23 protein-coding genes, 2 tRNA genes, 1 other RNA gene and 1 pseudogene are annotated in these 25,396 nt (G+C 74.0%); 18 read left to right on the top strand and 9 right to left on the bottom strand.

Translation table 11 applies throughout. The features are described 5' to 3' along the window. Complete coding sequence (gene ku / locus PKE99_RS13625; protein ID WP_037048500.1) at positions 1-954, bottom strand: non-homologous end joining protein Ku; 954 nt, start codon at positions 952-954, stop codon at positions 1-3. 73 nt (positions 955-1,027) lie between these two features. Between ku and ligD the strand changes: the two genes are divergently transcribed. The 3 genes from ligD to PKE99_RS13610 all read left to right on the top strand — a co-directional run bounded on the left by ligD (position 1,028) and on the right by PKE99_RS13610 (position 2,809). Continuing rightward, positions 1,028-1,951 carry a non-homologous end-joining DNA ligase gene (gene ligD, locus PKE99_RS13620; protein ID WP_081924359.1) on the top strand — a complete coding sequence of 308 codons (924 nt, stop codon included), beginning with the start codon at positions 1,028-1,030 and terminating at the stop codon, positions 1,949-1,951. A gap of 40 nt (positions 1,952-1,991) precedes the next feature. Beyond that, positions 1,992-2,138 (top strand): hypothetical protein, encoded by a 147-nt coding sequence (locus tag PKE99_RS13615; protein WP_156067740.1) that lies wholly within the window; start codon positions 1,992-1,994, stop codon positions 2,136-2,138. A 62-nt stretch (positions 2,139-2,200) separates the two neighbouring features. Then, positions 2,201-2,809, top strand: coding sequence for a putative glycolipid-binding domain-containing protein (locus PKE99_RS13610; RefSeq protein WP_051737760.1), 609 nt, complete (start codon positions 2,201-2,203; stop codon positions 2,807-2,809). Positions 2,810-2,822: 13 nt separating this feature from the next. Here PKE99_RS13610 and PKE99_RS13605 read toward each other — a convergent pair whose 3' ends face one another. Genes PKE99_RS13605 through PKE99_RS13595 form a run of 3 tightly spaced genes read right to left on the bottom strand, consistent with a single transcriptional unit; the run spans position 2,823 to position 6,348 of the window. Next, entirely contained in the window at positions 2,823-3,764 is a 942-nt protein-coding gene (locus PKE99_RS13605) for a prephenate dehydrogenase (RefSeq protein WP_081924361.1), read from the bottom strand. Positions 3,765-3,808: 44 nt separating this feature from the next. Further along, entirely contained in the window at positions 3,809-5,122 is a 1,314-nt protein-coding gene (locus PKE99_RS13600; protein WP_037048505.1) for an amidase, read from the bottom strand. Positions 5,123-5,142: 20 nt separating this feature from the next. Next, the gene (locus PKE99_RS13595; RefSeq protein ID WP_037048507.1) at positions 5,143-6,348 is read right to left on the bottom strand and encodes a M20 metallopeptidase family protein; all 1,206 of its coding nucleotides are present in this window, start codon (positions 6,346-6,348) and stop codon (positions 5,143-5,145) included. 80 nt (positions 6,349-6,428) lie between these two features. On the opposite strand from PKE99_RS13595, the gene PKE99_RS13590 reads away from it, so the two are divergent. From PKE99_RS13590 to PKE99_RS13575, 4 genes are all read left to right on the top strand, one after another. Further along, positions 6,429-6,947, top strand: a complete 519-nt coding sequence (locus PKE99_RS13590) for a tRNA adenosine deaminase-associated protein (protein ID WP_051737761.1) — start codon at positions 6,429-6,431, stop codon at positions 6,945-6,947. A gap of 141 nt (positions 6,948-7,088) precedes the next feature. Then, positions 7,089-7,556 carry a nucleoside deaminase gene (locus tag PKE99_RS13585; protein WP_037048509.1) on the top strand — a complete coding sequence of 156 codons (468 nt, stop codon included), beginning with the start codon at positions 7,089-7,091 and terminating at the stop codon, positions 7,554-7,556. A gap of 34 nt (positions 7,557-7,590) precedes the next feature. Beyond that, positions 7,591-7,678, top strand: a tRNA-Ser gene (locus PKE99_RS13580). A gap of 87 nt (positions 7,679-7,765) precedes the next feature. Beyond that, positions 7,766-8,740, top strand: a complete 975-nt coding sequence (locus PKE99_RS13575) for an ornithine cyclodeaminase family protein (protein ID WP_037048512.1) — start codon at positions 7,766-7,768, stop codon at positions 8,738-8,740. A 49-nt stretch (positions 8,741-8,789) separates the two neighbouring features. Here PKE99_RS13575 and PKE99_RS13570 read toward each other — a convergent pair. Continuing rightward, a tRNA-Ser gene (locus PKE99_RS13570) sits at positions 8,790-8,877 on the bottom strand. 73 nt (positions 8,878-8,950) lie between these two features. On the opposite strand from PKE99_RS13570, the gene ffs reads away from it, so the two are divergent. Both ffs and PKE99_RS39590 read left to right on the top strand, forming a co-directional pair. Beyond that, positions 8,951-9,047, top strand: an RNA gene (gene ffs, locus PKE99_RS13565) — signal recognition particle sRNA small type. 64 nt (positions 9,048-9,111) lie between these two features. Beyond that, a pseudogene (locus PKE99_RS39590) lies at positions 9,112-10,740 on the top strand (DNA polymerase III subunit gamma and tau); the annotation flags it as partial. Positions 10,741-12,909: 2,169 nt separating this feature from the next. Here PKE99_RS39590 and PKE99_RS13555 read toward each other — a convergent pair. Then, the gene (locus PKE99_RS13555) at positions 12,910-14,625 is read right to left on the bottom strand and encodes a S9 family peptidase (RefSeq protein WP_037048517.1); all 1,716 of its coding nucleotides are present in this window, start codon (positions 14,623-14,625) and stop codon (positions 12,910-12,912) included. A 21-nt stretch (positions 14,626-14,646) separates the two neighbouring features. Then, complete coding sequence (locus PKE99_RS13550) at positions 14,647-15,444, bottom strand: N-acetylmuramoyl-L-alanine amidase (protein WP_037048631.1); 798 nt, start codon at positions 15,442-15,444, stop codon at positions 14,647-14,649. A gap of 72 nt (positions 15,445-15,516) precedes the next feature. Between PKE99_RS13550 and PKE99_RS13545 the strand changes: the two genes are divergently transcribed. Together PKE99_RS13545 and recR are read left to right on the top strand one after the other, a co-directional pair. Then, entirely contained in the window at positions 15,517-15,858 is a 342-nt protein-coding gene (locus PKE99_RS13545) for a YbaB/EbfC family nucleoid-associated protein (protein ID WP_081924365.1), read from the top strand. Position 15,859: 1 nt separating this feature from the next. Continuing rightward, the gene (gene recR, locus PKE99_RS13540) at positions 15,860-16,480 is read left to right on the top strand and encodes a recombination mediator RecR (RefSeq protein WP_037048522.1); all 621 of its coding nucleotides are present in this window, start codon (positions 15,860-15,862) and stop codon (positions 16,478-16,480) included. A 9-nt stretch (positions 16,481-16,489) separates the two neighbouring features. Here the strand turns inward: recR and PKE99_RS13535 are convergent, their stop codons facing one another. Both PKE99_RS13535 and PKE99_RS13530 read right to left on the bottom strand, forming a co-directional pair. Continuing rightward, positions 16,490-17,305, bottom strand: a complete 816-nt coding sequence (locus PKE99_RS13535; RefSeq protein ID WP_037048524.1) for an alpha/beta fold hydrolase — start codon at positions 17,303-17,305, stop codon at positions 16,490-16,492. 219 nt (positions 17,306-17,524) lie between these two features. After that, positions 17,525-17,722: a hypothetical protein gene (locus PKE99_RS13530; protein ID WP_156067742.1), complete on the bottom strand. Its 198-nt coding sequence runs from the start codon at positions 17,720-17,722 to the stop codon at positions 17,525-17,527. Positions 17,723-18,112: 390 nt separating this feature from the next. Between PKE99_RS13530 and PKE99_RS13525 the strand changes: the two genes are divergently transcribed. The 7 genes from PKE99_RS13525 (at position 18,113) to PKE99_RS13495 (ending at position 25,246) form a co-directional block, all read left to right on the top strand. Continuing rightward, entirely contained in the window at positions 18,113-19,012 is a 900-nt protein-coding gene (locus PKE99_RS13525; protein ID WP_037048528.1) for a helix-turn-helix domain-containing protein, read from the top strand. Beyond that, on the top strand, positions 19,009-19,194 hold the full coding sequence (locus PKE99_RS13520) for a DUF397 domain-containing protein (RefSeq protein ID WP_037048530.1): 186 nt from the start codon (positions 19,009-19,011) through the stop codon (positions 19,192-19,194). Before PKE99_RS13525 ends, PKE99_RS13520 begins: the two co-directional genes overlap by 4 nt. A 215-nt stretch (positions 19,195-19,409) precedes the next feature. Continuing rightward, a complete protein-coding gene (locus PKE99_RS13515) occupies positions 19,410-21,059 on the top strand; it encodes an ABC transporter substrate-binding protein (RefSeq protein ID WP_037048533.1) in 1,650 nt (549 codons plus the stop codon). A gap of 101 nt (positions 21,060-21,160) precedes the next feature. Then, on the top strand, positions 21,161-22,165 hold the full coding sequence (locus PKE99_RS13510; protein WP_037048536.1) for an ABC transporter permease: 1,005 nt from the start codon (positions 21,161-21,163) through the stop codon (positions 22,163-22,165). Next, positions 22,162-23,121 (top strand): ABC transporter permease, encoded by a 960-nt coding sequence (locus tag PKE99_RS13505; protein ID WP_051737762.1) that lies wholly within the window; start codon positions 22,162-22,164, stop codon positions 23,119-23,121. Before PKE99_RS13510 ends, PKE99_RS13505 begins: the two co-directional genes overlap by 4 nt. After that, positions 23,118-24,116, top strand: a complete 999-nt coding sequence (locus PKE99_RS13500) for an ABC transporter ATP-binding protein (RefSeq protein WP_037048539.1) — start codon at positions 23,118-23,120, stop codon at positions 24,114-24,116. The genes PKE99_RS13505 and PKE99_RS13500 overlap by 4 nt, the downstream gene beginning before the upstream one ends. Further along, positions 24,113-25,246, top strand: coding sequence for an ABC transporter ATP-binding protein (locus PKE99_RS13495; RefSeq protein WP_037048541.1), 1,134 nt, complete (start codon positions 24,113-24,115; stop codon positions 25,244-25,246). Before PKE99_RS13500 ends, PKE99_RS13495 begins: the two co-directional genes overlap by 4 nt. Positions 25,247-25,396 lie beyond the last annotated feature (150 nt).

Below are 25,396 nucleotides of genomic sequence, written 5' to 3'. Positions count from 1 at the left end.
TCAGGCGGTGCGGCGCTTCCGGGTCGTGGTCTTCTTCTCGGCGCCGTCCTCGCCCTCGTCGGCCTTCTTGCGACGGGTGCTCGGCTTGCGGGCGCGGGCGGGCTTCTCCTCCGCCGGCTCCTCGGTCTCCTGCGGCTCCGCGCCCGCCTTCGTCGCGGCCTTCTTGCCGGACGAGCCGCGCGCGGCCTCGACGCTCGCCTGCAGCGCCGAGAGCAGGTCGGTCATCGAGTCGCCCTCGTCGTCCCGCTTCTGCTCGACCGGGGCCGGCTTGGTGTCGCCGTGCTCCTTCTTCGACTCGATCAGCTCGACGACGGCGTCCCGGTACTCGTCGTGGAACTCGGTGGGGTCGAAGTCCGCGCCCATGCTCTCGATCAGCGACGCGGCCATCTGCCTCTCCTGCGGCCGCAGCTCGATGTCCTGGTCGAGGATGTCGAAGTCCGGCTCGCGCACCTCGTCCGGCCACAACATCGTCTGCAGCACGATCGTCTTGTCCCGCACCCGCAGCAGTGCGAGGCTCTCCCGCTGGCGCAGCGCGAACCGCACGATCGCCATGCGGTCGGTCTCGGCCAGCGCCTCGCGCAGCAGCGCGTACGGCTTCGCCGCCTTGGTCTCGGGTTCGAGGTAGTAGCTCTTGTCGAACAGCAGCGGGTCGATCTGGTCCGCCGGCACGAACTCGACCACGTCGATCTCGTGCCCGCTGGCCACCGGCAGCGAGTCCAGGTCGGACTCGTCGAGGGTGATCAGCTCGCCGTCCTCGGTCTCGTAGCCCTTGACGATGTCCGCGTACTCCACGACCTCGCCGCACACCGTGCAGGTCCGCTTGTACCGGATGCGGCCGCCGTCGGCGCCGTGCACCTGGTGGAAGCGGATGTCGTGGTTGGTCGTGGCCGAGTACAGCTTGATCGGCACGCTGACCAGTCCGAAGGACACCGCGCCGCTCCACATCGCGCGCATGGTCGCCCGTCCCTTCCGCGCCGGTTGCCGTCCGTGACGGCCCGTCGGGTGACAGCATGACGGTGTGCAGCCCATGCTCGCCACTCCCGGACCGCTCCCGACGGGGCCGGAATGGGTCTACGAGGTGAAGTGGGACGGCATGCGGCTGCTCGCGGAGGTCACCGACGGTGAGGTCCGCCTGGTCACGCGCGCGGGCCGGGACGTCACGGCCACCTTCCCCGAGCTGACCGGGCTGACGTCGATCGCTCCGGACGTCGTGCTCGACGGCGAGGTCGTCCTGCTCGAGGAGGGGGTGCCGAGCTTCGCCGCGCTCGCCGACCGGGTGCACCGGCCGGTGTCCCGGGCCCGTGCCCTGGCCCGGCCCGTCACGTTCATGGTGTTCGACGTGCTGCGGCTCTACGGCGTCCCGCTGCTCGAACGCCCGATGCACGAGCGCCGCGCGACCCTCGAGCGGCTCGACACCGCCTCGGTCCCCGCCGTGGCGCTCTCCCCGCTCTACACGGACGGGCGCGCCCTGTTCGACGCCACCGGGCGGCGGGGGATGGAGGGCGTCCTCGCCAAGCGGCGCGAGTCGGACTACCGGCCGGGCGGTCGCAGCCCCGCCTGGGTGAAGGTGACCCACCGGCACACCCAGACCTGCCTGATCGGCGGCTGGCGGCCCGAGCGGTCCGGACAGGGCACGCGGATCGCGGCGCTGCTGCTCGGGGTGCCCGACGGCGGCGACCTGGTCTACGCGGGCCGGGTCCCGGTGGGGCTCGCCGGAGCGGTGGTGCAGCGGGTGCTCGGCGAGCTGATGACGGACCTGGAGACGGACGCGTCACCCTTCCGTGCCCGCCCGCCCCGGGCCGAGGCCGCCGGGGCGCACTGGTGCGAACCCGTCGTCACGGTCGAGGTGGCGCACCACGGCTGGACGGCCGAGGGCCGGTTGCGCCAACCGGTCTTCCGCGGGGTCCGGGCCGACGTCGACCCCGCCGAGGTGCGGCGGGAGGACCGGTGAGGGTCGACACGTCTGGAAACCGGCGGCACGGAGGTGTTGGATGACGCGGACGGCGATGCTCGAGAAGGGGGCACCCACCGTGGACATGCACGCACCGGCGGGCCGGGCACCGGCCGGACACGACGGGCGGCGGAGGGGTCCCGCCGTCGAGCCGACCGAGGGCCGCGCGCAGCCGCTGCCCCTGTAGATCATCTGCCCGACGACGGGCGTGTCGTACCGCGCCCGTCCCCGCTCCCTACGGTGGTGTCGATGACGACAATGCTCACCTGGCAGGCCGACGGCCGTCCGGGCCTCGAGGGCACGCGCGTGCACTTCGGGCCGGGTCCCGCCGGGTTCCGCGCGCTCGGCCGGATCGTCCGGCCGGACCCGGAGGGCGACTTCACGGCGTCGTACAGCCTGGTCGTCCGCGAGGACGGCACGCTCGGCCGGCTCTCGCTCAGCTCGGCGACGACCGGGTCGGAGAAGCATCTGACGATCAGCCGGACCGAGGGCTTCTGGCTCCTCGACGACGGCTCCGGCAGCGCGCGGCAGGACTTCGACGGCGCGGTCGACGTGGACCTGGCCTTCAGCCCGCTGTTCACCGCGCTGCCCATCCGGCGGCTGGGCGCGCACCGCGAGGCCGTCGACGTCGAGGTCCCCGTGGTGTTCGTGTCCCTGCCCGATCTCGAGGTGACCCTGACCAGGCAGCGCTACCGGACCGTGCGGCCGGGGGAGGGGGACTCGCCGGCGGTGGTCGAGTTCTCCCGCGCGGACCTGCGGGTCGAACTGGAGGTCGACGCGGACGGGTTCGTGCTCACCGTGCCGGGCCTCGCCGCGCTGGTGTCGAACGAGCGGGCGGAGCCGGCGCCGCAGAGCTGACGCCCGGCCGGGGCTACTTCCAGCCGCCGACCACGTCGCCGCGGCGGCCGAGCTCGCGCAGCTCGGCGAGGGCGTCGGGACCGTCGAGCGAGACCTCCAGGGCCAGCGGCTCGCGGGTCGAGGCCCAGCGTTGCCGGGCCAGGTACCCGGACTCGACGGTGGCCTTGAGCCCGCCGGTGGAGGCGAGGGCCCCACGCATCACGCCGAGCCGGCCGAGGGCCTCGTCGACCGCCGCGAGCAGCGCCGGCCGGTTGCCCTCGCACATGGCCAGGGTCAGCTCGGGGCGGGTGCCCGCGACGCGGGTGCCGTCGGCGAAGGAGCTGGCGGAGAGGGCGAGGGCCAGGTCGTCGTCGGGCTCGCCGGCGCCGACCGTCGCCAGCACGGCGGCGAGCAGGTGCGGGAGGTGCGAGATCCGGGCGACGGCGAGGTCGTGCTCGTCCGCGGCCGCCGGGACCACGCGCGAGCCGCAGGCCCAGGCCAGCTCGGCGACGTCCTTCCACACGTCGAGGTCGGCGCCGTCGTCGGCGATCACCACCCAGGCGGCCCCGCGGAACAGCTCCCCGTCGCCGGCGGCCCAGCCCGACTCGGCCGTGCCGGCCATCGGGTGCCCGCCGACGTAGCGGGCGCGCGGGGCGAAGGTGGCGACGGCGTCGGCCACGGCGACCTTCACGCTCACCGCGTCGGTCATCCGGACGGTGGGCGCGACGGCGTCGACCCGCTTCAGCACGCCCTCGACCGCGGGCAGCGGCACCGCGACCAGCACCAGCGCGTCGGCCTCGGCGGCCCTGCGCAGCGCGGCGTCGAGATCAGTGTTCACGTCGAACCCGTCGGCCCGGGCGGCGGACGCCGTGCCGTCGGACGCCGCGACGCCCCAGCACTCCCGGCCCGCGGCCCGCGCCGCGCGCAGCAACGACCCGCCGATGAGCCCGGTCCCCACCACGCACAGCGCTCGCATGGGCGAGCAGGCTAGTCGACCGGCCCGCCCCGCCCGAGCCGTGGTCAGTCCCGCTCCAGCGCCCCCGCCACCCGGAGGATGCCCCGCTCCTCGAGCCGGACGCCCGTGATCTGCACCCCCGCGGGCAGCTCACCCGCGGCGACGGGCGCCGGGACGGACACCGAGGGCCACCTCGTGAGGTTGAACGGGCTGGTCAGCGCGAGCAGCGCCGACCGCACCGGCACCCCGTCGACCTTCCGCTCGCCGATCGGCGTCGCCCGCAGCCGGGTCGTGGCGCTGACCAGTACGTCCATGTCGGACACGGCCGCGCGGAACTCCGCGGTGAGCCGCTTCCGGGTCCGCTGCGCCGCCACGTACGCGTGCGCGGGCCGGTCCGCGACCATCTCCAGCCGCTCGACGGTCTCCGGCTGGTAGTCCGCCCGCCGCGTGGCCAGCCAGTCCCGGTGCGTCGCGTAGGCCTCGGCCCCGACGATCTCGGCGTACGCCGCGGCCAGCTCGCCGATGAACGGCGTCCGGATCTCGAAGACCTCGGCGCCCGCCTTCTCCAGCAGCCGCACGGACTCCCGCACCGCCTCGGCCAGCACCGGGTCGGCGGCCTGCCAGTAGTCGTCGACCAGCACGCCGACGTGCGCGCCGCGGATGCCGGGCGGCTGGATGCCGCCGCCGGTGCCGTCCGGGCGGGACAGGACGTCCCAGGCGACGGAGGCCGAGTGCACGTCCGCGGCGAGGATCCCGACGGTGTCGAGCGTCTCGGCCAGGGGGAACACGCCGTCGGCCGAGAGAGTGCCGTACTCCGGCTTGAGCCCGACCACCCCGCACAACGCCGCGGGCGTCCGCACGCTCGCCCCGGTGTCGGTGCCGAGTGCGAGGGGCAGGTGCCCCGCCGCGACCGCCGCGGCCGAGCCGGACGACGACCCGCCGGTGATCCGCGTGGGGTCGCGTGGGTTGCGGGCGGAGCCGGTGGCGGAGACGTCCCCGGTCGGGCCGTAGGCGAACTCGTGCGTGGCCAGCTTCCCGACGATCACCGCACCCGCCTCGCGCAGGCGCGCCACGACCGGGCCCTCGGTCGTCGCGGCGGGGGCGTCGGCGAGCACCGCCGAGCCCGCCCGCGTGGGCAGGCCGACGACGTCGAACAGGTCCTTCACCCCGACCGCCACGCCGTGCAACGGGCCCCGCCACTCGTGCCCGGCCAGCTCGGCGGCGCGCTCCTCGGCGGTGGCCAGCGCGCGCTCGGCGTCGAGGGTGACGACGGCGGCGTGGTCGTCCGCGGCGAGCCGGTCCAGGACGTCCCGGACGTGCTCGACGGGCGAGAGCTCGCCGGAGCGCAGGGCGAGGGAGAGATCGCGCAGGCTGGTCACCCGTCCAGCCTGCCACCCCCTCAGAGCAGGGCCAGCGCGGCGTAGAGGGCGGCGCCCGCCGGGATCACCGACTCGTCGAACCGCACCCGGTTGGAGTGGTTGGGCGAGGTGTCGTGCGGCGAGGCGCCGGGCGGGCAGGCGCCGAGGAAGGCGAGGGCACCGGGCACCCGGGCCAGCACGTAGGCGAAGTCCTCGGCGCCCATGATCGGTGTGGGCAGGGTGCCGACGCGGGCGTCGCCGAGCAGCCGGCGCGCGACGTCGGACAGCCGGGTCGTGGCGGCCGGGTCGTTGACGGTCACGGGGTAGCCGGGCTCGATCTCGACCCGCGCGGTGCAGTCGTGGGCGAGCGCGGTGTGCGTGCAGACCCGCTCGATCTCGGCCCGCACCGCCTGCCGCACGCCCTCGGACATCGTCCGCAGGGTGCCCTCGAGCTCGGCGGTCTCCGGGATGACGTTGTCGGTGGTCCCGGCGCTGATCCGGCTCACGGTCAGCACGGTGGGGTCGTGCGTGTCCACCTTCCGGGTGATCATCGTCTGGAGGGCGCCGACCATCGCCGCGGCCGCCGGCACGGGGTCGACGGCGTGGTGCGGGGCGGACGCGTGGCCGCCGCGTCCCGTGACCGTGACCCGCAGGACGTCGGCCGCCGCCATGATCGGGCCGGGCCGGGAGTACACCTCGCCGCTCGGCATGGTGGCGCTGACGTGCAGGGCGTAGGCGGCGTCGGGCCGGCCGCCGGGCCCCCGGCGCTCCAGCAGCCCCTCCTCGATCATCTGCCGGGCCCCGTGGAAGCCCTCCTCGCCCGGCTGGAACACCAGGACGACGCGGCCGGCGAGCTGGTCGCGCCGCTCGCACAGCAGCCGCGCCGCCGCGGCCAGCATCGCGACGTGCAGGTCGTGGCCACAGGCGTGCATCACGCCGTCGACCTCGGAGCGGAACGGCACGGCCGCGTCCTCGCGCAGCGGCAGCGCGTCCATGTCCGCGCGGAGCAGCACGGTGCGGCCGGGCCGGGCGCCCTCCAGCACCCCGACGACCGAGCTCAGCCCGTTCCCGAGGTGTAGGCGCAGCGGGAGGTCGGCGAGGTCGGCGAGCAGGGCGTCGCGCGTCAGGGGCAGGTCGAGGCCCACCTCGGGCCGGCGGTGCAGGGCGCGGCGCAGCGCCACCGCGCGCGGCTGGAGGGACCGGGCGGCGCCCAGGAGGGTGGCGGGGGCGGTCGCGAGGTCGGGCACGAACCCGATCCTGGCACCGCGGGCACCTCCACCCGAATTGTGGTTTGTGACACAGCCGAAACGCGCCTACCGTGAGCGCCATGCCGGTGCAGACGGTGGAGGCGCCCACGGAGGCGCGGGGTTCCTCGCTGCCCGGGTTCGCGGTCGCCGCGATCCGGGAGGAGGGGCGTTGGCGATGCGTGCGTCTGGATCCCGACGCCCTGGTCGACCTCGACGCCGCGATCACCGAGCTGCGCGGGCTGCGGTCCACCGGCGCCGTCGTCGGGCTGCTCGACGTCGACGACGAGTTCTTCGTCCTCCTCCGCCCGGTCCCCAACGGCGTGTCCCTGATGGTGTCCGACGCGGTGGCGGCGCTGGACTACGACGTCGCGGCCGACGTGCTCGACCTGCTGCGGGTGGAGCTGCCGCCGGACGAGGACGCGCTCGACGACGACCCGTGGCCCGAGGGCGACCTCGCGATCCTCGCCGACCTCGGGCTGCCGGCCGAGGAGCTGGGCGTGCTCGCCGGCGAGATCGAGCTGTACCCGGACGAGCAGCTGGCCGCGATCGGCCGCCGTTGCGGGTTCGGCGAGGAGCTGGCCAAGCTCATCGGCAGCTGAGCGGAGCTCGCGGAGCGGACATCGGCGCTGAGCGGAGCTCGCGGAGCGGACATCGGCGCTGAGCGGAGCTCGCGGAGCGAACATCGGCGCTGAGCGGAGCTCGCGGAGCGAACATCGGCGCTGACCGGGCACGATGGCCGGGTGCTGCCCACCCCGGCCGACGACGTGCTGCTCGGCCGCGCCCTCGAGGTCGCGGCCGGTGCGCTGCGCACCGGTGACGTGCCGATCGGTGCCGTGGTCGTCGACGCCGCGGGGCGCGAGCTGGCGGCCGCGGCCAACGCCCGGGAGGCCCTGGGCGACCCCACCGCCCACGCCGAGATCCTCGCGCTGCGCCAGGCCGCCCGGGTCCGGGGGGAGTGGCGGCTCGAGGGCTGCACGCTGGCCGTGACCGTCGAGCCCTGCACGATGTGCGCCGGCGCGCTCGGCCTCGCCCGCGTGGGACGGGTCGTGTTCGGGGCGTGGGAGCCGAAGACCGGCGCCGCCGGGTCGCTGTGGGACGTCCTGCGCGACCGCCGGCTCACGCACCGTCCCGAGGTGGTGGGCGGGGTCCGGGCCGCCGAGGCGGCGGCGCTCCTGGAGGCGTTCTTCGCGGGGCACCGGGGGGCCTGAAATCCGTTGAGACCCGGCTTGTAACCTTGTCGGCGGTAGCGTGTCCGAGCGGCCGAAGGAGCGCGCCTCGAAAGCGCGTGAGGTTCACGCCTCCGTGGGTTCAAATCCCACCGCTACCGCCAGACCCGCCGGGCGGGCCCGCAAGGGCCCCCCGGCGTTCGTCGTTCCGGGCCGTTGACGTGGGCCGACGCACTCAGGACCATCGACCGATGCGCCTGCTGGACCGAGCCGCCGTCCAGGCCCTCCTCGACCCGGACGCGCTCCTCGACGCGGTCGCGACGGCCCTGGTCGACCTGAGCACCGGGCGGGCGTCCGTCCCGCCGCGGATCGCGGCACAGGTCGGCGAGCTCGGCCTCCTCGCCGCCATGCCGGCGTACAGCGAGACGCTCGGTGTCGTCGCCGCGAAGCTGCTGACCCTCTACCCGGGGAACGAGTCGCTGGGGCTGCCGACGCACCAGGCCCTCGTCGCGGTGTTCGCTCCGGAGGACGGCACCCTGCGCGCGCTGATGGACGGCGACGTCATCACCGCCGACCGCACCGCGGCGGCGTCGGCACTGTCCGTGCAGGCCCTGGCCCGGCCCGACGCCCGGATCCTGGCCGTGCTCGGCACCGGCCCACAGGCGCAGGCCCACGCGCGCTACGTCGCGCGGATGCGTCCGTTCGAGGAGATCCGCATCGGCGGACGCGACCCGCACAAGGTCGCCGCGGTCGTCGACTCCCTCGCGGCAGAGGGCGTCGCCGCGCGGGTCTGCACGATCGAGAGTGCGTTGCACGACGCGGACGTGGTCTGTGCGGCGACCAGCACCCTCCGCCCGCTCGTCGGGCCGGACGGGCTGCCGGACGGGGTGCACGTGGCCTCCGTCGGCTACCGCCCGGAGGGGCGGGAGGTGGACGCGGCCCTGCTGACCCGGGCGCAGATCGTCGTCGAGCACCGCCCGACCACCCTCGCGCCCTACCCCGTCGGCTCGAACGACCTCGCCGAGCTGCTCGAGCGGGGGAGGATCCACCCCGACGTCGTCGTCGAGCTCGGGGAGGTGCTCGGCGGCCTGCGCCCCGGCCGGGCCTGGGACGAGCAGCCCACCGTCTACAAGTCGGTGGGGGTGGCGGTGCTCGACGTGGCGGCCGCGGCGGTGGTCCTCGACGCTGCGGAACGGGCGGGAGCGGGCCTCGAGACGGCGCTGTAGTCCCTGAGAACGACGAACGCCGGGCATCGACCCGGCGCTCGTGCTCGCGTGGCGGAGGATAGGGGATTCGAACCCCTGAGGGATTGCTCCCAACACGCTTTCCAAGCGTGCGCCCTAGGCCACTAGGCGAATCCTCCGGCGGGAACGATACGCGACGCGATTTCCGACCCCCGCCCCGGGACCCTCCCCGGCGCATGTGGCTACACTCGGCACCGGACCCCGCGCGGCGTCCATCCTGTGAACTCCCCCAGGGCCGGAAGGCAGCAAGGGTCAGCGGGCTCTGGCGGGTGCGCGGGGTCCCCTTCGTTCTCTCCCTCTCCGGCTCCGCCCCTTCCCGAAACTTGTCGGGGGTGGTCGGTAGCCTCGCTCGCGTGGCGCTGGCTCTCTACCGGAAGTACCGCCCGGCGAAGTTCGCCGAGGTGGTGGGGCAGGAGCACGTCACCGAACCCCTGGGCACGGCGCTCTCCGCCGGCCGGATCAACCACGCGTACCTGTTCTCCGGCCCGCGCGGCTGCGGGAAGACGTCGTCGGCGCGGATCCTGGCCCGCTCGCTGAACTGCGTCGAGGGCCCCACGCCCGATCCGTGCGGCGTCTGCGCCTCGTGCGTCGCGCTCGCGCCCGAGGGGCCGGGGAACATCGACGTCGTCGAGCTCGACGCCGCGTCCCACGGCGGCGTGGACGATGCGCGCGAGCTCCGTGACCGCGCCTTCTACGCGCCGGCCGAGTCGCGGTACCGGGTGTTCATCGTCGACGAGGCACACATGGTCACCACGCAGGGCTTCAACGCCCTGCTGAAGATCGTCGAGGAGCCGCCGGAGCACCTCGTCTTCGTCTTCGCGACCACCGAGCCGGACAAGGTGCTGCCCACCATCCGGTCCCGCACACACCACTACCCGTTCCGGCTGATCCCGCCCGGCACGCTGCGCGCGCTGCTCGAGCGGATCTGTGCCGACGAGGACGTGCGCGTCGAGCCGGCGGTGTACCCGCTGGTCATCCGCGCGGGCGGCGGCTCGGCGCGCGACACGCTCTCGGTGCTCGACCAGCTGCTCGCGGGCGCCGGTCCGGAGGGTGTCACGTACGAGCGCGCGGTGGCGCTGCTCGGCGTCACGGACGTCGCCCTGATCGACGACGTGGTCGACGCCCTCGGCGCGGCGGACGGTGGCGCCGTCTTCCAGGCCGTCGACCGGCTGGTCGAGGCCGGTCACGACCCCCGCCGCTTCGCCTCGGACCTGCTGCAGCGGCTCCGCGACCTGATGCTGCTGCAGGCCGTGCCGGAGGCCGCCGAGCAGGGGCTGGTCGAGGCGGCGGACGACGAGTTGTCCCGCATGATCGAGCAGGCCGCCCGGTTGGGCCCGGCCACGCTGACCCGGTACGGCGAGATCGTGCACGCCGGGCTCACCGAGATGCGCGGGGCCACCGCGCCGCGCCTGCTGCTCGAGCTGCTGTGCGCGCGAATGCTGCTGCCCGCGGCCACGACGTCCGACGCCGGGCTGCTCGAGCGCCTCGAGCGGGTCGAGCGGCGGCAGGCCATCGCGCCCGAGCCGGGTGCGCCTGCGTTGTCGGGCGGGTCGGCTCCGGCCGGCGGTACTGCGCCGGTGGCGTCGGGTGGGGATGCGGCGCCGCGGTTCGTGCGGCCGTCGCAGCGGACGAGGAGTGGTGCTCCGGCGGCCCGGCCGGCGCAGGAGAGTGCGGCGGACGGGGCCCGGCCCCCGCGGGCGGCGGAAGGTGACGCGGCGCCGGGGCAGGTCGCGGCCGGTCGGGACGACGTCCCCGCGCGAGCGGAGGACCGTCGGCCGGCTGCTGCCGGACACAGCAGCTCGGCGGAAGGTGCGCGCGGTGGCGACGCTCCCGCCCCCGCCGACGCACCAGATCGCGCCGACGCATCTGACCCCGCCGAGGCACCTGGCCGCGCAGACGCACACGCCCGCGCAGGCTCGGCCGCCCTCGAGTCAGAGCCACCGGTGCGAGGCGAGGGCTCGGAGCCCGCGGCGCACCTTCGCGGCAACGCCCCGGGCCGCGAGGCCGAGGCCGACCGCGCGGGCGCCAGCCGCGAGGCGACTTCACCCACGCCCGCTGGGCGTGAGGCCTCAGCCGAGGCCACCGGACGTGGCTTCGCGGGTCCTGAGACGTCGGGCGAGGCGGCCGGACGTGGGTCCGCGGGTGGCGAGGCGTCGGGTGAGGCCGCCGGAAGTCGTGAGGCGGCAGGCCAGGAGGGCGTTGGAAGCGGCGCTCCCGGTCGCGCCGCGGCGTCCGAACAGGAGGCGCCCGGCCGCGAGGGAACTGGGCGTGAGACTGCCGCCGGCGATGCGCTCGGCCGCGACACTGCCGGTCGCGAGCCTGCTGGTCGTGAGTCCGGTGGTCGCGAGGCTGCGGACCGCGAGCTTGCTGGGCGCGACTCTGCCGACCGTGGGTCTGCCGGTCTCGAGAGTGCAGGTCGCGTGGGCGCCGGAGCCCGAGGCGCCGGGAGTGCAGAGGCGGCAGGAGCCGAGAGCGTCGGAGGCGAGGCGCGCAGCGGTGAGGCACCCGGCCGCGAGGCCTCCGCCCGCGAGGCCTCCGCCCGCGAGGCCTCCGCCCGCGAGGCCTCCGCCCGCGAGACTTCGGACCGTGAGACTTCGGACCGCGAGGCACCCGGCCGCGGGGCTCCCGGACGTGGGACCCCGCTCGAGCGTGAGGCTGCCGCCCGCGAGACCGCTGGACCGAGGGACGAGCCGCGGCGGCCCGAGGCACCCAGTCGGCCCGACACTGGGGCGAGCGCCGAGGCGCCGCCGCAGCAGGCGGCCCCGAGCCGTCCGTCGCCCGCAGCGCAGCCCAGCGCTGAACCTGCCGCCCCTGCTGCGGCCGAGGCGCCTGCCGCACACGGTCTCGACGCGAGCGCCGTGCGGCGTGTGTGGTCGGAGATCCTGGTCGCAGCGCGTCAACGCAGCCGCAGCACGGAGGCGCTGCTGGTCAACGCGACCGTCCGCGCGGTGCAGGACGACACGCTGGTCCTGAGCATCGCCTCGCCGCCGCTGGCCCGCCGCCTGTCGGACCAGCGGAACACGGATGTGATCGTCGAGGCGCTCCGCGCCGTGCTGGGCGTGCAGTGGCGCGTCCGCTGCGAGACGGGCGACGGCGGCGGTCCCGCGCAGCCGCCGCCCCGGCAGGCGGCGCCGCGACCCGCTCCGCAACGCCCGTCGCGGCGCGAGGCCCCGGAGCCGGAGCGGCCGAACCGTCCGGAGCCGGCGCGACAGGAGCGCCCCGAGCCGCGACGCCCGGCACCGGCGCAGCGTCCCCGCGGTGGAAGCGGCTCGGACGACGGCATCCCGCTCCCGCCCGAGCCGCCGTCCGACGAACCCCCGCCGGACGACGAGGAGGCCATGTTCGCCGAGGCCGACGCCTCCCGCGCGGAGCGCAGCGTGCGCCGCGATCCGGAGGAGGTCGCCATCGAGCTGCTCTCCTCCCAACTCGGCGCCCGCGCCTTCGACCAGCGGTGACCCCGCCCGACCAGCCGCCTCCCGGCCGACGCTGACGAACCGAGCACCACTCGCACACCCGTTCGCGCTTGGATCGCAGCGCACCAAGATCAGTGTGGGCGGCACGAGAACATGCAGCGTGGTGCAGCAGCGTGTCGTTCGGATCGATCACCGCCACGGTGATGGCTACGAGCGCCACCTGAGTGCGCGTCTAGCAACCGCAGTGTCACCCTCGGATTGATCACGGCGCTCAGCACGTGTGTGCGGATCCGCGGGCGCTACCAACGACCCACTGAGCAGCCTGCGCCAGTCCCGACAGGGCTGTCGGCCCTGCTCGCGAACCGGCACGGCGCTCGACACCAGCTCAGCGGCGGGCGAGGTGACAACGGTGTGTGCGAGCTGTCGCCGTCTGCATGATCGCGGGTTGAGGAGCGGAATCCGCGCTCACCGCGGAGCGCGCTCCCCAACTGGCGATCATGGCTGAAAGGACATGCAGGTTGCGGTGCCTCAGCCGCTCCAGTGCGGCTGCTGCACCACATCCCGCCCCAGCGCGACTCGCGGGGGATGTAGGGCGCGACCTGCGGGGGTGCAGGGCGCGAGCCGCGGGGGTGCAGGGCCCGACTCGGTTGCTGGAAGTCCCGACTCGCGGTGCTGGATCTCCCGACTCGCGGGGCCAGAACTCCCGACTCGCGGTGCTGGATCTCCCGACTCGCGTCGTCAGAGGTGGGAGAGAAGCTCTACACCCCTCCCGAATGCTGTGATCTTGTTCTCCCGCTTGTCGGGGCCGTGGCCCTCGTCCGGGAAGATCAGCAGCTCGGCGCCGGTGGCCTCGGCGATCTGCCGCGCCTCGGAGACCGGGACCCTCGGGTCGTTCTCTCCGTGCACCACGAGCAGCGGCGCGCGGATCTCCTCGACCCGCGTGAGCGGTGACGCGGCGGCGAGGAAGGTGGGGTCGGAGCCGTACTCGCGTTCCCGGAACGCCCGCCGGTGCGGCGCGGTGTTCTGCAGGAACGTGACCAGGCTGGACATGCCCGCGATGTCGACCCCCGCGGCCCACCGCTCCGGCTGGAAGGCCAGCCCGAGCAGCACCAGGTAGCCGCCGTACGACCGCCCCCACAGCGCCGCGCGCGCCGGGTCGCAGCCGAGTCCGGGCAGGGCGTCGTGCAGGGCCGCGAGGTCGAGCAGGACGTCGAGGCGCCGCTCCCGGTCGTCGGCGGAGTACCAGCGCTTCCCGAACCCGGTGGAGCCGCGCACGTTCGGCACCAGCACCGTGTGCCCGGCGGCGACGAGCAGCTGCACCACCGGGTCGAAGCTGCGCACCGCCTGGCTCTCCGGCCCCCCGTGCAGCACGACGACCGCCGACCCGTCCGGCGACGCGGGCCGGTACACCGCGCACGGCACCCGCTCGCCGTCCGACGCCGGCACCCGCACGTCCACGGGGTGCACGAACGGCGGTCCCTCCCACGCCGCGACGGTGCGGGTCAGCGGGGTGGCCTCCCCCGAGGCGAGGTCGAGCAGCACCACGTCGCCAGGTGTGTCCGGCGCGGTGAACGAGAGCGCCGCGTACCGGCCCGACGGCGAGAAGACCGGCGGGGTCCGCGTGACCACCCCGTCGACCGGCAGTGCGACGGTCGTCCGCGGCTCCCCGGTCGCGGCGTCGTGCAGCCGGAGTGTGTCGACGCCCTCGGCGGACCGCACCACCAGGAGCGTGCCGCCGTCCGGGGTGAGCAGGCCGAGGAGGTCGGCGTCGTCGTCCGCGGCGAGCCAGGAGCCGCCGAGCAGCGCGACGCCGATGCGGTCCCGGCCCGCGTCCGTGCTGACGACGACCTCGTCCCCGGCGAACTGCGGCCGCACGAACCGTGCGCCCTCGGCGAGCACGTGCACGCGCCCGCCCTCGGTCTCCGGCATGGTGTCGACGGCCAGCAACCGGTCGGTCATCGCCGCCTCGCCCGCCACCGTGACGAGCAGCCGGCGCCCCTCCGCGTCGGCCGCGACCTCGCCGATCGGCGTGCCACCGGCCAGCACGGTCTCCTCGGCCCCGGCGTCGACCCCGTGGATCACGAGATCGAACGCGACGCCGTCGGACCGGTTGGTCATGTAGACCACGCGGCCCGGCAGCACGGCGAGCAGCAGGTTCACGTGGTCCGGGTCGTCGACCAGCGGGGTGAGCTCGCCGGTCGCGAGGTCCAGCAGGCTGAGCTGGGCGCGCTCGTCGCCACCCCGGTCGTGCTCGACGACGACCCGGCGCTCGCCCGGCAGGTACCGCCCCCGGCAGGGGCTGTCGAAGGCGGTGAGCGGGGTCGCGCTGCCGTCCGGGGCGAGTTCGACGAGCTGGACGGAGCCGGAGGCGTCGCCGCCGGCGAGGACCCGGCCGGAGTCGTCGACGTCGAAGGCCCGCCAGGTGGGGAGCGCGAGGAGCTGTTCGGCGTGCACCGCGGGCACCTTACGAAAGGATCAGGCCGGCAGCCCGGCGAGGAACGTCGTGATCCCCGCGGCGATCGCGGCGGCGTAGCGCTCCCGCCCCTCGGCCGACGAGACCACGGCGGCCTCCTCGGCGTTGCGCATGTTCGCGCACTCCACCAGGGCCGCGGGCACCGTGGCGAAGTTGAGCCCGCCGAGGTCGGCGCGCGGGGAGAGGCCGTCCCGGCCGATGTAGTCGCTGGTCGGGAAGCCGTCGGCGCGCAGCGCGTCGCGCAGGTCGCGGGCGAGATCGACGGCGGGGCCGGACTGCGCGTCGTTGAGCGGCGGCGAGGAGTAGGCGACGTGGAAGCCGCGCCCGGAGGCGGCGGCGCCGTCCGCGTGCAGCGAGACGAGCAGGTCGGCGCCGGCCTCCTGACCGGCCTTGCCGCGCTCGTCGACGCAGGGGCCCACGCCGTCGTCGGAGGTCCGGGTGAGCACGACGGCGACGCCGGCGGCCTCGAGGTGGGCGCGGACCCGTGCGGCCAGGTCCCAGGTGAAGGCGTGCTCGGGGTAGCCGGCGTCGGTCGAGGTGCCGGTCGTGTTGCAGGCCTTGGTGCCGCCGCGGCCGTCGGGGACCTGGCGGGTGACGGCCGCTCGGGCGGATCCGTTGCCGCCGTTGTGCCCGGGGTCGAGGACGACCGTGCGCGTGGGGGCCGCCGGCGCGGGCGACGCGGCGACGCTGCTGGTCGGGACGGCCACGGAGGGCGCCGGGGCCGCGGGCCCGGCGGCCGTGCAGGCGACCAGCAGGAGCAGGGCCGGCGTCAGGACGAGGGCGCGACGCGGGGCGGACACGGCGGACAGCGTGTCACGGCTACCCTGGGTCGCGAGACCGCACACGCGGGCGAGACCTCGAGGAGTGTTCTGGTGCAACCGGGTGGTCAGCCGGACATGTCGATGATCCTGCAGCAGGCGCAGAAGATGCAGGAACAGCTCATGACGGCGCAGCAGGAGCTCGCCGAGGCCGAGGTGACCGGCCAGGCGGGCAACGGGCTCGTGCGTGTCACCCAGACGGCGGCGGGCGAGATCCGCCGCGTCGAGATCGATCCGAAGATCGTGGACCCCGAGGACGTCGAGACCCTGCAGGACCTGCTGGTGGGCGCCATCCAGGACGCCTCCCGCGCCGCGCAGGAGCTGCAGGCCGAGAAGATGGGCCCGCTCACCGGCGGCCTGGGCGACCTCGGCGGATTCGGCCTCCCCGGCGTCTGACGTGTTCGAGGGACCGGTCCAGGACCTGATCGACGAGCTGGGCCGGCTGCCCGGCATCGGTCCGAAGAGCGCGCAGCGCATCGCGTTCCACCTGCTCGCCGCGGACGCCGCGGACGTCACCCGGCTGCAGGAGGTCCTGCAGAAGGTCAAGCAGGGCGTGCAGTTCTGCGAGGTGTGCGGCAACGTCTCGGAGAACGAGCGCTGCCGCTACTGCTCCGACGCGCGCCGCGACCCGACGGTCGTGTGCGTGGTCGAGGAGCCCAAGGACGTCCTGGCGGTGGAGCGCACCCGCGAGTTCAAGGGCCGCTACCACGTGCTCGGCGGCGCGCTGGACCCGCTGGGCGGGATCGGGCCGGAGTCGTTGCGGATCCGCGAGCTGCTCGCGCGGCTCGGCGGGACCGGCCCGGCGACGGACGAGGGCGACATCGGCGAGGTCATCATCGCGACCGACCCGAACACCGAGGGCGAGGCGACCGCGACCTACCTGGTCCGGCTGCTCAAGGACTTCCCCGGGCTCAGCGTCACGCGGCTGGCCTCGGGCCTGCCGATGGGCGGCGACCTGGAGTTCGCGGACGAGATGACCCTCGGCCGCGCCCTCGCAGGCCGCCGTGCTCTCTCCTGAGGCCCTGTCCTAACCGGCCAGCACCTTCGTCAGCACCTCGGCGAACTCCGCCGGGGCGCCGAGGAAGCCGCCGTGGTCGCCGGGGAAGAAGGTCGGCTCCACCGCGAGCCGCTCGGCGAGGGCGGTCGACGTCGGGTGGGTCAGCAGGTGTCCGGAGTCCTGGCCGATCCCGACGACGATCCGGGTCCGCGCCGCCCGCAGCGCCTCGACGTCCGGCACGTACCGGGTCGTGACCAGCAGGTCGTGGGCCAGGAACCGCTCGGCGTCGCGCATGTCCTGCTCGGACGGCGGCGGGCCGGGCGGGGGCTCGGCCGGCGCACCGGCGTCGTCGCCCACGAATCCCGCCGCGGCCATGAACTTGGCGAACGCCGGACCGGCGCCCTCGGCGTGGAAGGTCGCGACGACGTCCTCGGTCGCGGCGCGCCGCGCCTCGCGGTCCGGCAGCAGCTCGAGCAGCGGCGGCTCGTGCGCGACGAGAGTGCGCAGCCGGTCCGGGTGCCGGGCGACGAGCGCGAGGCCGGTGGTCGCGCCGCCGCTGGAGCCGAACAGGTCCGCGGTGCCGGCGCCGAGTGCGTCGAGGATCGCGATGACGTCGTCCGCCCGCTGCTCCACCGGGACGTCGACCGTCGGGTCCTCGAGCGCGCTGTTCGCGATCCCGCGGGGGTCGGTGGTGACCACGGTGTGGTGCGCGGCGAGGGCGTCGGCGAGCGGCGCGAAGTGCGCCGCCGACATGGGCGAACCCACCACGACGAGCACCGGGCCGGAGCCACGGACCTCGTAGTGCAGGCGCGCGCCGGGAACGTCGAGCGTGTGGACCTCTGTCACGGTTCCTCCTGGTCTTCGGGGCCGGCAGGGGAGTGACCGTGCGCCGGGCGAGAACTCATCGCACGCGACGGAAAAGACCCGACGCCGCGGTGTGCGGCGCCGGGCCGAAGGTCCGGACCCGGTCCGCCCGGGCGGACCGCCTTCCCGGTGGGGCCGGTGGGGGCGCCGGTCCCGCTCCAGCGGGACCACCGCGCGCAGGAACCCCCCGGCACTGCGCAGTCAGTCGCCGTCGTCGTCACCCCAGGAGTCGTGGCCCGACCGGCCCATGGCGGCCTGCCGGCCCTCCCAGTTGCGACGGCGTTCGGCGGCGACCCGCCGCCAGGCGCGGGCCTGTGCGGCATCCAGGATGCCGACGACCACGCCGATGACGGCCAGAACACCCAGCCCGACCAGGACGATGCCGATGGGGCCGATCACGGGGACCACCTGCCCGACCGACGGCGGGCGACCTTGCTGGACGGGGCTCCGGCACGCGTGCGAACGGCTCGGATGTGGGTCATCGGATGGCACCTTCCACTCGGAGTGCTGCCCGGCGGGTGCCGGGAGTCGGTGGGGTCCCTCGGAGCGGGACCGGGGCCGCGGGGCGGCGGGTGCGACGGGCGGGGCGCGGGCCGGACGGGGAGATCACGGGCGCCCTCCTTCCCTCGGGGACCCCGGGTGGAGGTGATGCGAACCACTCGGGGTCCAGCTGTGCTTAGATTGCCCGACGGGATGTCCTCCTGCAATTGCATGGAAGGGTCCACGTGCGAATCACTCGCTCGGAGCATCCGGCCGGTTCCGACGGGTGACCGGGACGGGGGAGGTGGGATGGCGCCACAGCAGGGGCCCGCGGGTCCGCGCCGCCGGCTGGGCGCCGAGCTCCGGCGACTCCGGCTCAACGCCGACATGACCCTCGACGAGGTCGCGGAGAAGATGACCTGCTCGACCTCGAAGATCAGCCGGTTGGAGACGGGCAAGGGCATCCCCAAGCTGCCCGACGTCAACGAGCTGATCCGGATCTACGGCGTCACGTCCGACGCCGAGCAGGACATGCTGCGCCGGCTGGTCCGCGAGGGCCGGACGCAGGGGTGGTGGGAGCCGATCACCGAAGGCGTGCATCCCGAGCGGTTCGTGCTCGACGCCCCCGCGCGCTTCGCTGCACTGGAGACCGAGGCGGTCGAAGTGCGCACGTTCGACAACACGGTGCTGCTCGGGCTGCTGCAGACCGAGCGGTACGCCCGGGCTCTCATGCGGGCGCTGCTGCCGAGCCACTCGGACTCCGAGATCGAGCTCCTGGTGCAGCTCCGGATGCGGAGGGCGCGTGCGCTGCGGCGCGCCGAGGCCCCGCTCCGGGTGCGCGCCGTCATGGACGAGAGCGTGCTCTGCCGCCTGGTCGGCGGGGCCGAGGTGATGGCCCAGCAGGCGGAGCACCTGCTCGAGCTCGGGAACCTGCCGAACGTCTCGATCCAGGTGCTCCCGTTCGAGATCGGGATGCACCGGGCGCTCGCCGGTCAGTTCACCGTGCTGCGCTTCGCGGACGAGCTCGCGGGGGATGTGGTCCACATCGAGGGCAGCGCGGGCGACACCTACCTCGAGGCTCCGTCCGATGTGGATCTCTATACGAAGATCTTCGACGACGTCGCCGGGGTGTCGCTGTCCCCCGGTGACAGCGCAGAGCTGATCGCCCGCTACGGTGCGCGCAACAGTGCGCGAGGGGGCGGGTCGTGATCGAGTTCCGGACCAGCAGTTTCTGCAACCGCGGCAGCTGCGTGGAGGTCGGGCGCACTCCCGACGGCACGTTCCTGGTGCGGGACACCAAGAACCGTGAGCAGACGGCGCTGGCCTTCACCCGCGAGGAGTGGGCGGCGTTCGTGGCGGGCGTGAAGAACGGCGAGTTCGAGGCGTCCTGATCGGACTGTCGTACGTCCACGGTGGACGCTTGATCCGCCGGGTGGGTGTGCTCGCGCCACGGAGCGTGAGACTGTTACGCCCGCCTCACGCATTTGAGCTGGTTTTGAGGTAGCTGTGCCCCAACTGTGACGTTGCGGGCTACCGACGGGTAAACACCTTGACTAGCGTCTCCGGGCATCGCTCGAAACCCCGACGACCTCGAGGTGCCCTGAGAATGCCCACCACACGACGTCTGCTCGCCACCATCGCCGCTGGCGCGCTCACCGTCTCGCTCGCCGCCTGTGCGACCTCCGAACGAGGTGACGGCGGGTCGGCCGGCGCGACCGGCGGCACGATGGTCTTCGGCGCCGCCGGCGCCCCGAAGAACTTCGACCCGATCTTCAACGACGACGGCGAGAGCTTCCGTCCCGTCCGTCAGATGTACGACACGCTGATCACGTACAAGCCGGGCACCACGGACCTCGCGCCGGGCCTGGCGACCGAGTGGTCGTCCAGCCCCGACGGCAAGCAGTGGACCTTCACGATCCGCCAGGGCGTGAAGTTCCACGACGGGACCCCGCTCGACGCCGCCGCCGTCTGCACCAACTTCGACCGCTGGGCGAACACGACCAGCGAGGCCGCGCAGAGCAACATGATCTACTACGCGGACGTCTTCGAGGGCTTCAAGAACTCCGGCGGGATCTACGAGTCCTGCCAGGCGAACGGCGACAAGGCCACCATCTCCCTGAGCAAGTACAAGGGCGCCTTCCCCGCCGCCTTCGGCCTGACCTCGCTGTCGATCTCCAGCCCGGCCGCGCTGAAGCAGTACGACGCGGACAACGTCACGCAGAGCGGCGACTCGTTCTCCTACCCGGCCTACGCCACGGACCACCCGACCGGCACCGGCGCGTTCAAGTTCGAGAGCTACGACCGCACCGCGAACACGATCACCCTGGTCCGCAACCCCGACTACTGGGGTGAGAAGGCCAAGCTGGACAAGCTCGTGTTCAAGATCATCCCGGACGAGAACGCCCGCAAGCAGGAGCTCACCGCCGGCACGATCGACGGCTACGACTACCCGTCGCCCGCCGACTACAACGCCCTGAAGCAGGCCGGCCAGCAGGTGCTGATCCGCCAGCCGTTCAACGTGCTCTACATGGGCATCAACACCAAGAACAACCCGGCGCTCAAGGACATCCGGGTGCGCCAGGCGCTGGCCTACGCGATCGACCGGCAGGCGCTGGTGCAGACCAAGCTGCCCGAGGGCGCCGAGGTCGCGACGCAGTTCATGCCCAAGACCGTCGCCGGGTACGCCGACGACGTCCAGCAGTACCCGTACGACCCGCAGAAGGCGAAGGACCTGCTGGCCCAGGCCGGGGCGTCGAACCTGACGCTGAACTTCTACTACCCGACCGAGGTCACCCGGCCCTACATGCCGAACCCGACCGACCTCTTCCAGCTGATCTCGGAGAACCTCAAGCAGGCCGGGATCACGGTCAACGCGGTGCCGCGCCCCTGGAACGGCGGCTTCAAGGACGACGTCCAGACCGCGGGCAAGCAGGACCTGCACCTGCTCGGGTGGACCGGCGACTACAACGACGCCGGCAACTTCATCGGCACCTTCTTCGGCCGCGAGAAGCCGGAGTTCGGTCCGGAGGACCCGGCGATGTACGCGCAGATCAACGCGGCCGACGCCGAGCCGGACCCCGCCAAGCACGCCGCGGCGTACGAGCAGGCCAACCGCGACCTGATGGCGAAGTACCTGCCGGCCGTGCCGATCAGCAGCAGCCCGCCCGCGATCGTCGTCTCCGGTGCGATCCAGGGCCTGGTGCCCAGCCCGCTGACCGACGAGCGGTTCAACACCGTCAGCAAGACGCAGAGCTGATCCGACCGAATCGCATTATGGTTCCGTAATGCGACGATCCGGCTGCCCTGAGCGCGTCATGGTTCCCTGACGCGCTCGGGGTGCCGGTGTGAAAGGCCACCATGCTGCGCTTCATCGTGCGGCGGTTGATCCAGGTCGTCCCGACGCTCCTGCTGCTGTCCATCCTCCTGTTCGCCTGGCTGCGCTCGCTGCCCGGCGGACCGGCGGCCGCGCTGCTCGGCGACAAGGCGACCCCGGAGAAGATCGCCCAGCTCAACACCGTGCTCGGGCTCGACCAGCCCGTCCCGGTCCAGTACTTCCGCTTCCTCGGCCGCGCCCTGACCGGCGACTTCGGCAACTCCCTGATCACCGGCGAACCTGTGACGACCGAGATCGCCCGGGCGCTCCCCGCGACGATCGAGCTCGCGATGGCCGCGCTGCTGCTCGCCGTGGTGCTGGGCATCCCGCTCGGCTACGTCGCGGCGCGCTACCGCGGCCGCCCCCTCGACACCACCACCGTGATCGCGACGCTCGTCGGCGTGGCGGTCCCCGTGTTCTTCCTGGGCTACCTGCTCAAGCAGTTCTTCGCCGTGGACCTGGGCTGGTTCCCGCCCTCGGGGCGGCAGGCCGTGGACATCGACGCCACGCACGTCACCGGGTTCGCCGTGCTCGACGGGCTCGTGACCAGGGAGTTCGACGCGTCGTGGGACGCCCTCGTGCACCTGGTCCTGCCCGCGGTCGCGCTGGCCACGATCCCGCTCGCGGTGATCGTGCGGATCACCCGGGCCTCCGTGCTCGACGTCATGGGCTCGGACTTCGTGCGCACGGCCAACTCGAAGGGCCTCGCGCCCCGCACCGTCCGCGAGCGGCACGTGCTGCGCAACGCCCTGCTGCCCGTCTCGACGACGATCGGTCTGCAGACCGGCCTGCTGCTGGCGGGCGCGGTGCTCACCGAGAAGGTGTTCGTCTGGGGCGGCCTCGGCACGCTGCTCGCGCAGGCGATCGAGCGCCGCGACTACCCCCGGCTGCAGGCCGTGGTGCTGCTCGGCGCGCTGGTCTACGTGATCGTGAACCTGCTCGTCGACCTCTCGTACGCGGTCATCGACCCGAGGGTGAGGGTGCGATGACCTCGCCGAGGGGCAGCCTGCGACCCCGACCCCCGACACTGCTGGACCGCCGCCGGCGCCGGGTCGACGAGCTGGCCGAGGCGAGCGGGCGCAGCCTCACCGCCGACGCCTTCCGACGGCTGCGGCGCAACCCGGTCGCGATCGTCGGCGCCGTGATCGTCGGCCTGTTCGTGCTGGTCTCGATCCTCGCGCCGTGGATCGCCCCGCACGACGCCGCGACCGCCTTCCCCGAGCTGCAGCGCACCCTGCGCCCGGACTCGATCCCCGGCGCGCAGCCCGGCTTCCCGCTGGGCTCGGACCAGAACGGCCGCGACTTCTTCTCCCGGATGATCCTGGCCTCGCGCCAGACGCTGCTGGTCGGCGTGCTGGCCACCTTGATCGGGCTGGTGCTCGGCGTGGTGATCGGCGCGCTCGCCGGCGCCTTCGGTGGCTGGGTCGACACCGTGCTCATGCGGGTCACGGACGTGCTGCTGTCCATCCCGTCGCTGCTGCTCGCGATCTCGATCGCCGCCCTGGCCGCCAAACCCAGCCAGACGACGGTGATCATCGCGGTCGCGCTGGTCAGCGTGCCCGTGTTCGCCCGGCTGCTGCGCGGCTCGATGCTCGCGCAGCGGGAGAGCGACCACGTCCTCGCGGCCACCTCGCTGGGAGTCCGGCGTCGTTCGATCGTGCTGCGGCACATGCTGCCCAACGCGATGGGTCCGGTGATCGTGCAGGCCACGCTGACCCTGGCGACGTCGATCCTCGACGCGGCCGCGCTGTCCTTCCTCGGGCTGGGCGACGGCGACCCGGCCCGCGCCGAATGGGGGCTCATGCTCGCCAACGCCCAGTCCTACCTCGACGTCCGGCCCGCGCTGGCGTTCTGGCCCGCGATCGCGATCATCCTGGTCGCGCTCGGGTTCACGCTGCTCGGTGAGGCCCTGCGCGAGGCGCTCGACCCGAAGGGGCGCCGATGAGTGCGTTGCTGGAGGTCGAGGACCTGAAGGTGGCGTTCACCCGGCGCGGCGAGCCGGACACGGTCGCCGTGGACGGGGTGAGCTTCGACGTGAAGCCCGGCGAGATCGTCGGGCTGGTCGGCGAGTCCGGCTGCGGCAAGTCGGTGACCTCGCTGGCGGTGATGCGGCTGCTGCCCGAGCGCGGCAACCGCGTCGCCGGCTCGATCCGGATGGACGGCGAGGACCTGCTGGGCCTGTCGGACTCCGCGATGCGCGAGCGCCGCGGCCGCGACCTGTCGATGATCTTCCAGGACCCGCTGTCCTCGCTGAACCCGGTGATCCCGGTGGGGCTGCAGGTCACCGAGGTGCTCACCCGGCACCGCGGGATGAAGAAGGACGCCGCGCGCCGGGAGGCCGCGGAGCTGCTCGACCGGGTCGGCATCCCGGACCCGACGCGGCGGCTCGACTCGTACCCGCACCAGATGTCCGGCGGGATGCGCCAGCGCGCGCTGATCGCGATCGCGCTGGCCTGCACGCCCCGGCTGCTGATCGCCGACGAGCCGACGACCGCCCTCGACGTCACCATCCAGGCCCAGATCCTCGACCTGCTCAAGCAGCTGGTCGCCGAGACGGGGACGGCGCTGGTGATGATCACGCACGACCTCGGCGTCGTCGCCGGGCTGTGCGACCGGGTCAACGTGCTCTACGCGGGCCGGATCGTGGAGCGGGCCGACCGGCACGAGCTGTTCCGGCAGCCGCGGCACCCGTACACGCACGGGCTGCTCGGTTCCATCCCGCGGCTCGACGGGCCGCCGGGGGAGGACCTCGCGGCGATCCGCGGCTCGGTCAACGACAACCTGCCGTGGGCCTCGCCGGAGGGCGGGGCGTGCGCCTTCATGCCGCGCTGCCCGCGCGCGCTCGAGGTGTGCGCGGAGGTCACGCCGGCGGCGGAGGAGGCCGGGACGCGGCTGCTGCGCTGCCACAACCCCGTCCCGGTCGCGGAGGGAGCGGAATGAGCGAGCAGGCCGACGGGTCGGCCCCGGCCCTGCTGGAGGTCGAGGACCTCGCCGTCCACTTCCCGATCACCCAGGGGGTGTTCCGGGCCCGGACGGTGGGGCACGTGTATGCCGTCGACGGCGTGTCGCTCACGGTGCGCCGCGGCGAGACCTACGGCCTGGTCGGCGAGTCCGGCTGCGGCAAGTCGACGCTGGGCCGGGCGATCCTCAAGCTCACCGAGCCGACGCGGGGCCAGGTCCGGTTCGACGGCCAGGACATCGCCGGGCTCAAGGGCGAGGAGCTGCGCCGGCGGCGCCGCCGGTTCCAGATGGTGTTCCAGGACCCGATGTCGAGCCTGGACCCGCGGCAGTCCGTGGAGTCGCTGCTCGCCGAGGGCATGAAGGCGCACGGGCTGTCGCAGGGCCCGGAGGTGGACCGGAAGCGGCTGCAGGAGCTGGTCGACGCCGTCGGGCTGCCGAAGGGCGCGCTGCGCCGGTACCCGCACGAGTTCTCCGGGGGGCAGCGGCAGCGCATCGGGATCGCGCGGGCGTTGTGCGTGGAGCCCGACCTGATCGTTGCCGACGAGCCGGTGTCCGCGCTCGACGTCTCGGTGCAGGCCCAGGTGCTCAACCTGCTGTCCCGGCTGCAGCGCGAGCTCGGGCTGACCTACCTGGTCATCGCGCACGACCTGGCCGTGGTCCGGCACGTCAGCGACCGGGTCGGCGTGATGTACCTGGGCGGGATCGTCGAGGAGGCGCCGTCGACGGACCTCTACGCCGACCCGCAGCACCCCTACACCCGGGCGCTGATGTCCGCGGTGCCGCTGCCGGACCCGGAGGCCGAGGACCGGCGGGAGCGGATCCTGCTGGCCGGCGACCTGCCCTCGCCGGCCGCCCCGCCCAGCGGCTGCCGGTTCCACACCCGCTGCCCGTGGAAGCAGGCAGAACGGTGCGACACCGAGCGGCCCGACCTGCGCCAGCTCGAGGGCGCGGCGGCGGGCCACCGCGTGGCCTGCCACTGGGCGGAGCAGATCCGGGACGGCCGGATCCGCCCGCACCACGTCGACGCGGACATGGTCGACGAGGCCGCCAACCTCGCCGTCGGCACCCCGGAACACGCCGGCTCGGTGACGGAGATCCTCGGCCGCTGACCCCCGTGAGTGGCGATGGTCGCCGGAGCGACCATCGCCACTCACGAGCAGCCCGGGCCGGGGGTGAGGTCCGGGTGGTCGGGCTCGGGGCGAGGACGGAGGCCCGGAACGGGTGGGGTGGTTCCCGTCCTCCGGGCCGCGGCGCGGGCG

This window comes from Pseudonocardia halophobica, from assembly GCF_027922425.1.
In the GTDB taxonomy this organism is placed as follows: Bacteria; Actinomycetota; Actinomycetes; order Mycobacteriales; family Pseudonocardiaceae; genus Pseudonocardia; species Pseudonocardia halophobica.
Note: the sequence above shows the minus strand (reverse complement) of the source record. Positions and strands in the feature narration are given on the sequence as shown.

Bases quoted from the DNA above. Each gene is read 5' to 3' on its own strand.
- ku (WP_037048500.1), bottom strand. From the start codon at position 954: ATGCGCGCGATGTGGAGCGGCGCGGTGTCCTTCGGACTGGTCAGCGTG.
- ligD (WP_081924359.1), top strand. From the start codon at position 1,028: ATGCTCGCCACTCCCGGACCGCTCCCGACGGGGCCGGAATGGGTCTAC.
- PKE99_RS13615 (WP_156067740.1), top strand. From the start codon at position 1,992: ATGACGCGGACGGCGATGCTCGAGAAGGGGGCACCCACCGTGGACATG.
- PKE99_RS13610 (WP_051737760.1), top strand. From the start codon at position 2,201: ATGACGACAATGCTCACCTGGCAGGCCGACGGCCGTCCGGGCCTCGAG.
- PKE99_RS13605 (WP_081924361.1), bottom strand. From the start codon at position 3,764: ATGCGAGCGCTGTGCGTGGTGGGGACCGGGCTCATCGGCGGGTCGTTG.
- PKE99_RS13590 (WP_051737761.1), top strand. From the start codon at position 6,429: ATGCCGGTGCAGACGGTGGAGGCGCCCACGGAGGCGCGGGGTTCCTCG.
- PKE99_RS13575 (WP_037048512.1), top strand. From the start codon at position 7,766: ATGCGCCTGCTGGACCGAGCCGCCGTCCAGGCCCTCCTCGACCCGGAC.
- PKE99_RS13525 (WP_037048528.1), top strand. From the start codon at position 18,113: ATGGCGCCACAGCAGGGGCCCGCGGGTCCGCGCCGCCGGCTGGGCGCC.
- PKE99_RS13515 (WP_037048533.1), top strand. From the start codon at position 19,410: ATGCCCACCACACGACGTCTGCTCGCCACCATCGCCGCTGGCGCGCTC.
- PKE99_RS13510 (WP_037048536.1), top strand. From the start codon at position 21,161: ATGCTGCGCTTCATCGTGCGGCGGTTGATCCAGGTCGTCCCGACGCTC.
- PKE99_RS13505 (WP_051737762.1), top strand. From the start codon at position 22,162: ATGACCTCGCCGAGGGGCAGCCTGCGACCCCGACCCCCGACACTGCTG.
- PKE99_RS13500 (WP_037048539.1), top strand. From the start codon at position 23,118: ATGAGTGCGTTGCTGGAGGTCGAGGACCTGAAGGTGGCGTTCACCCGG.
- PKE99_RS13495 (WP_037048541.1), top strand. From the start codon at position 24,113: ATGAGCGAGCAGGCCGACGGGTCGGCCCCGGCCCTGCTGGAGGTCGAG.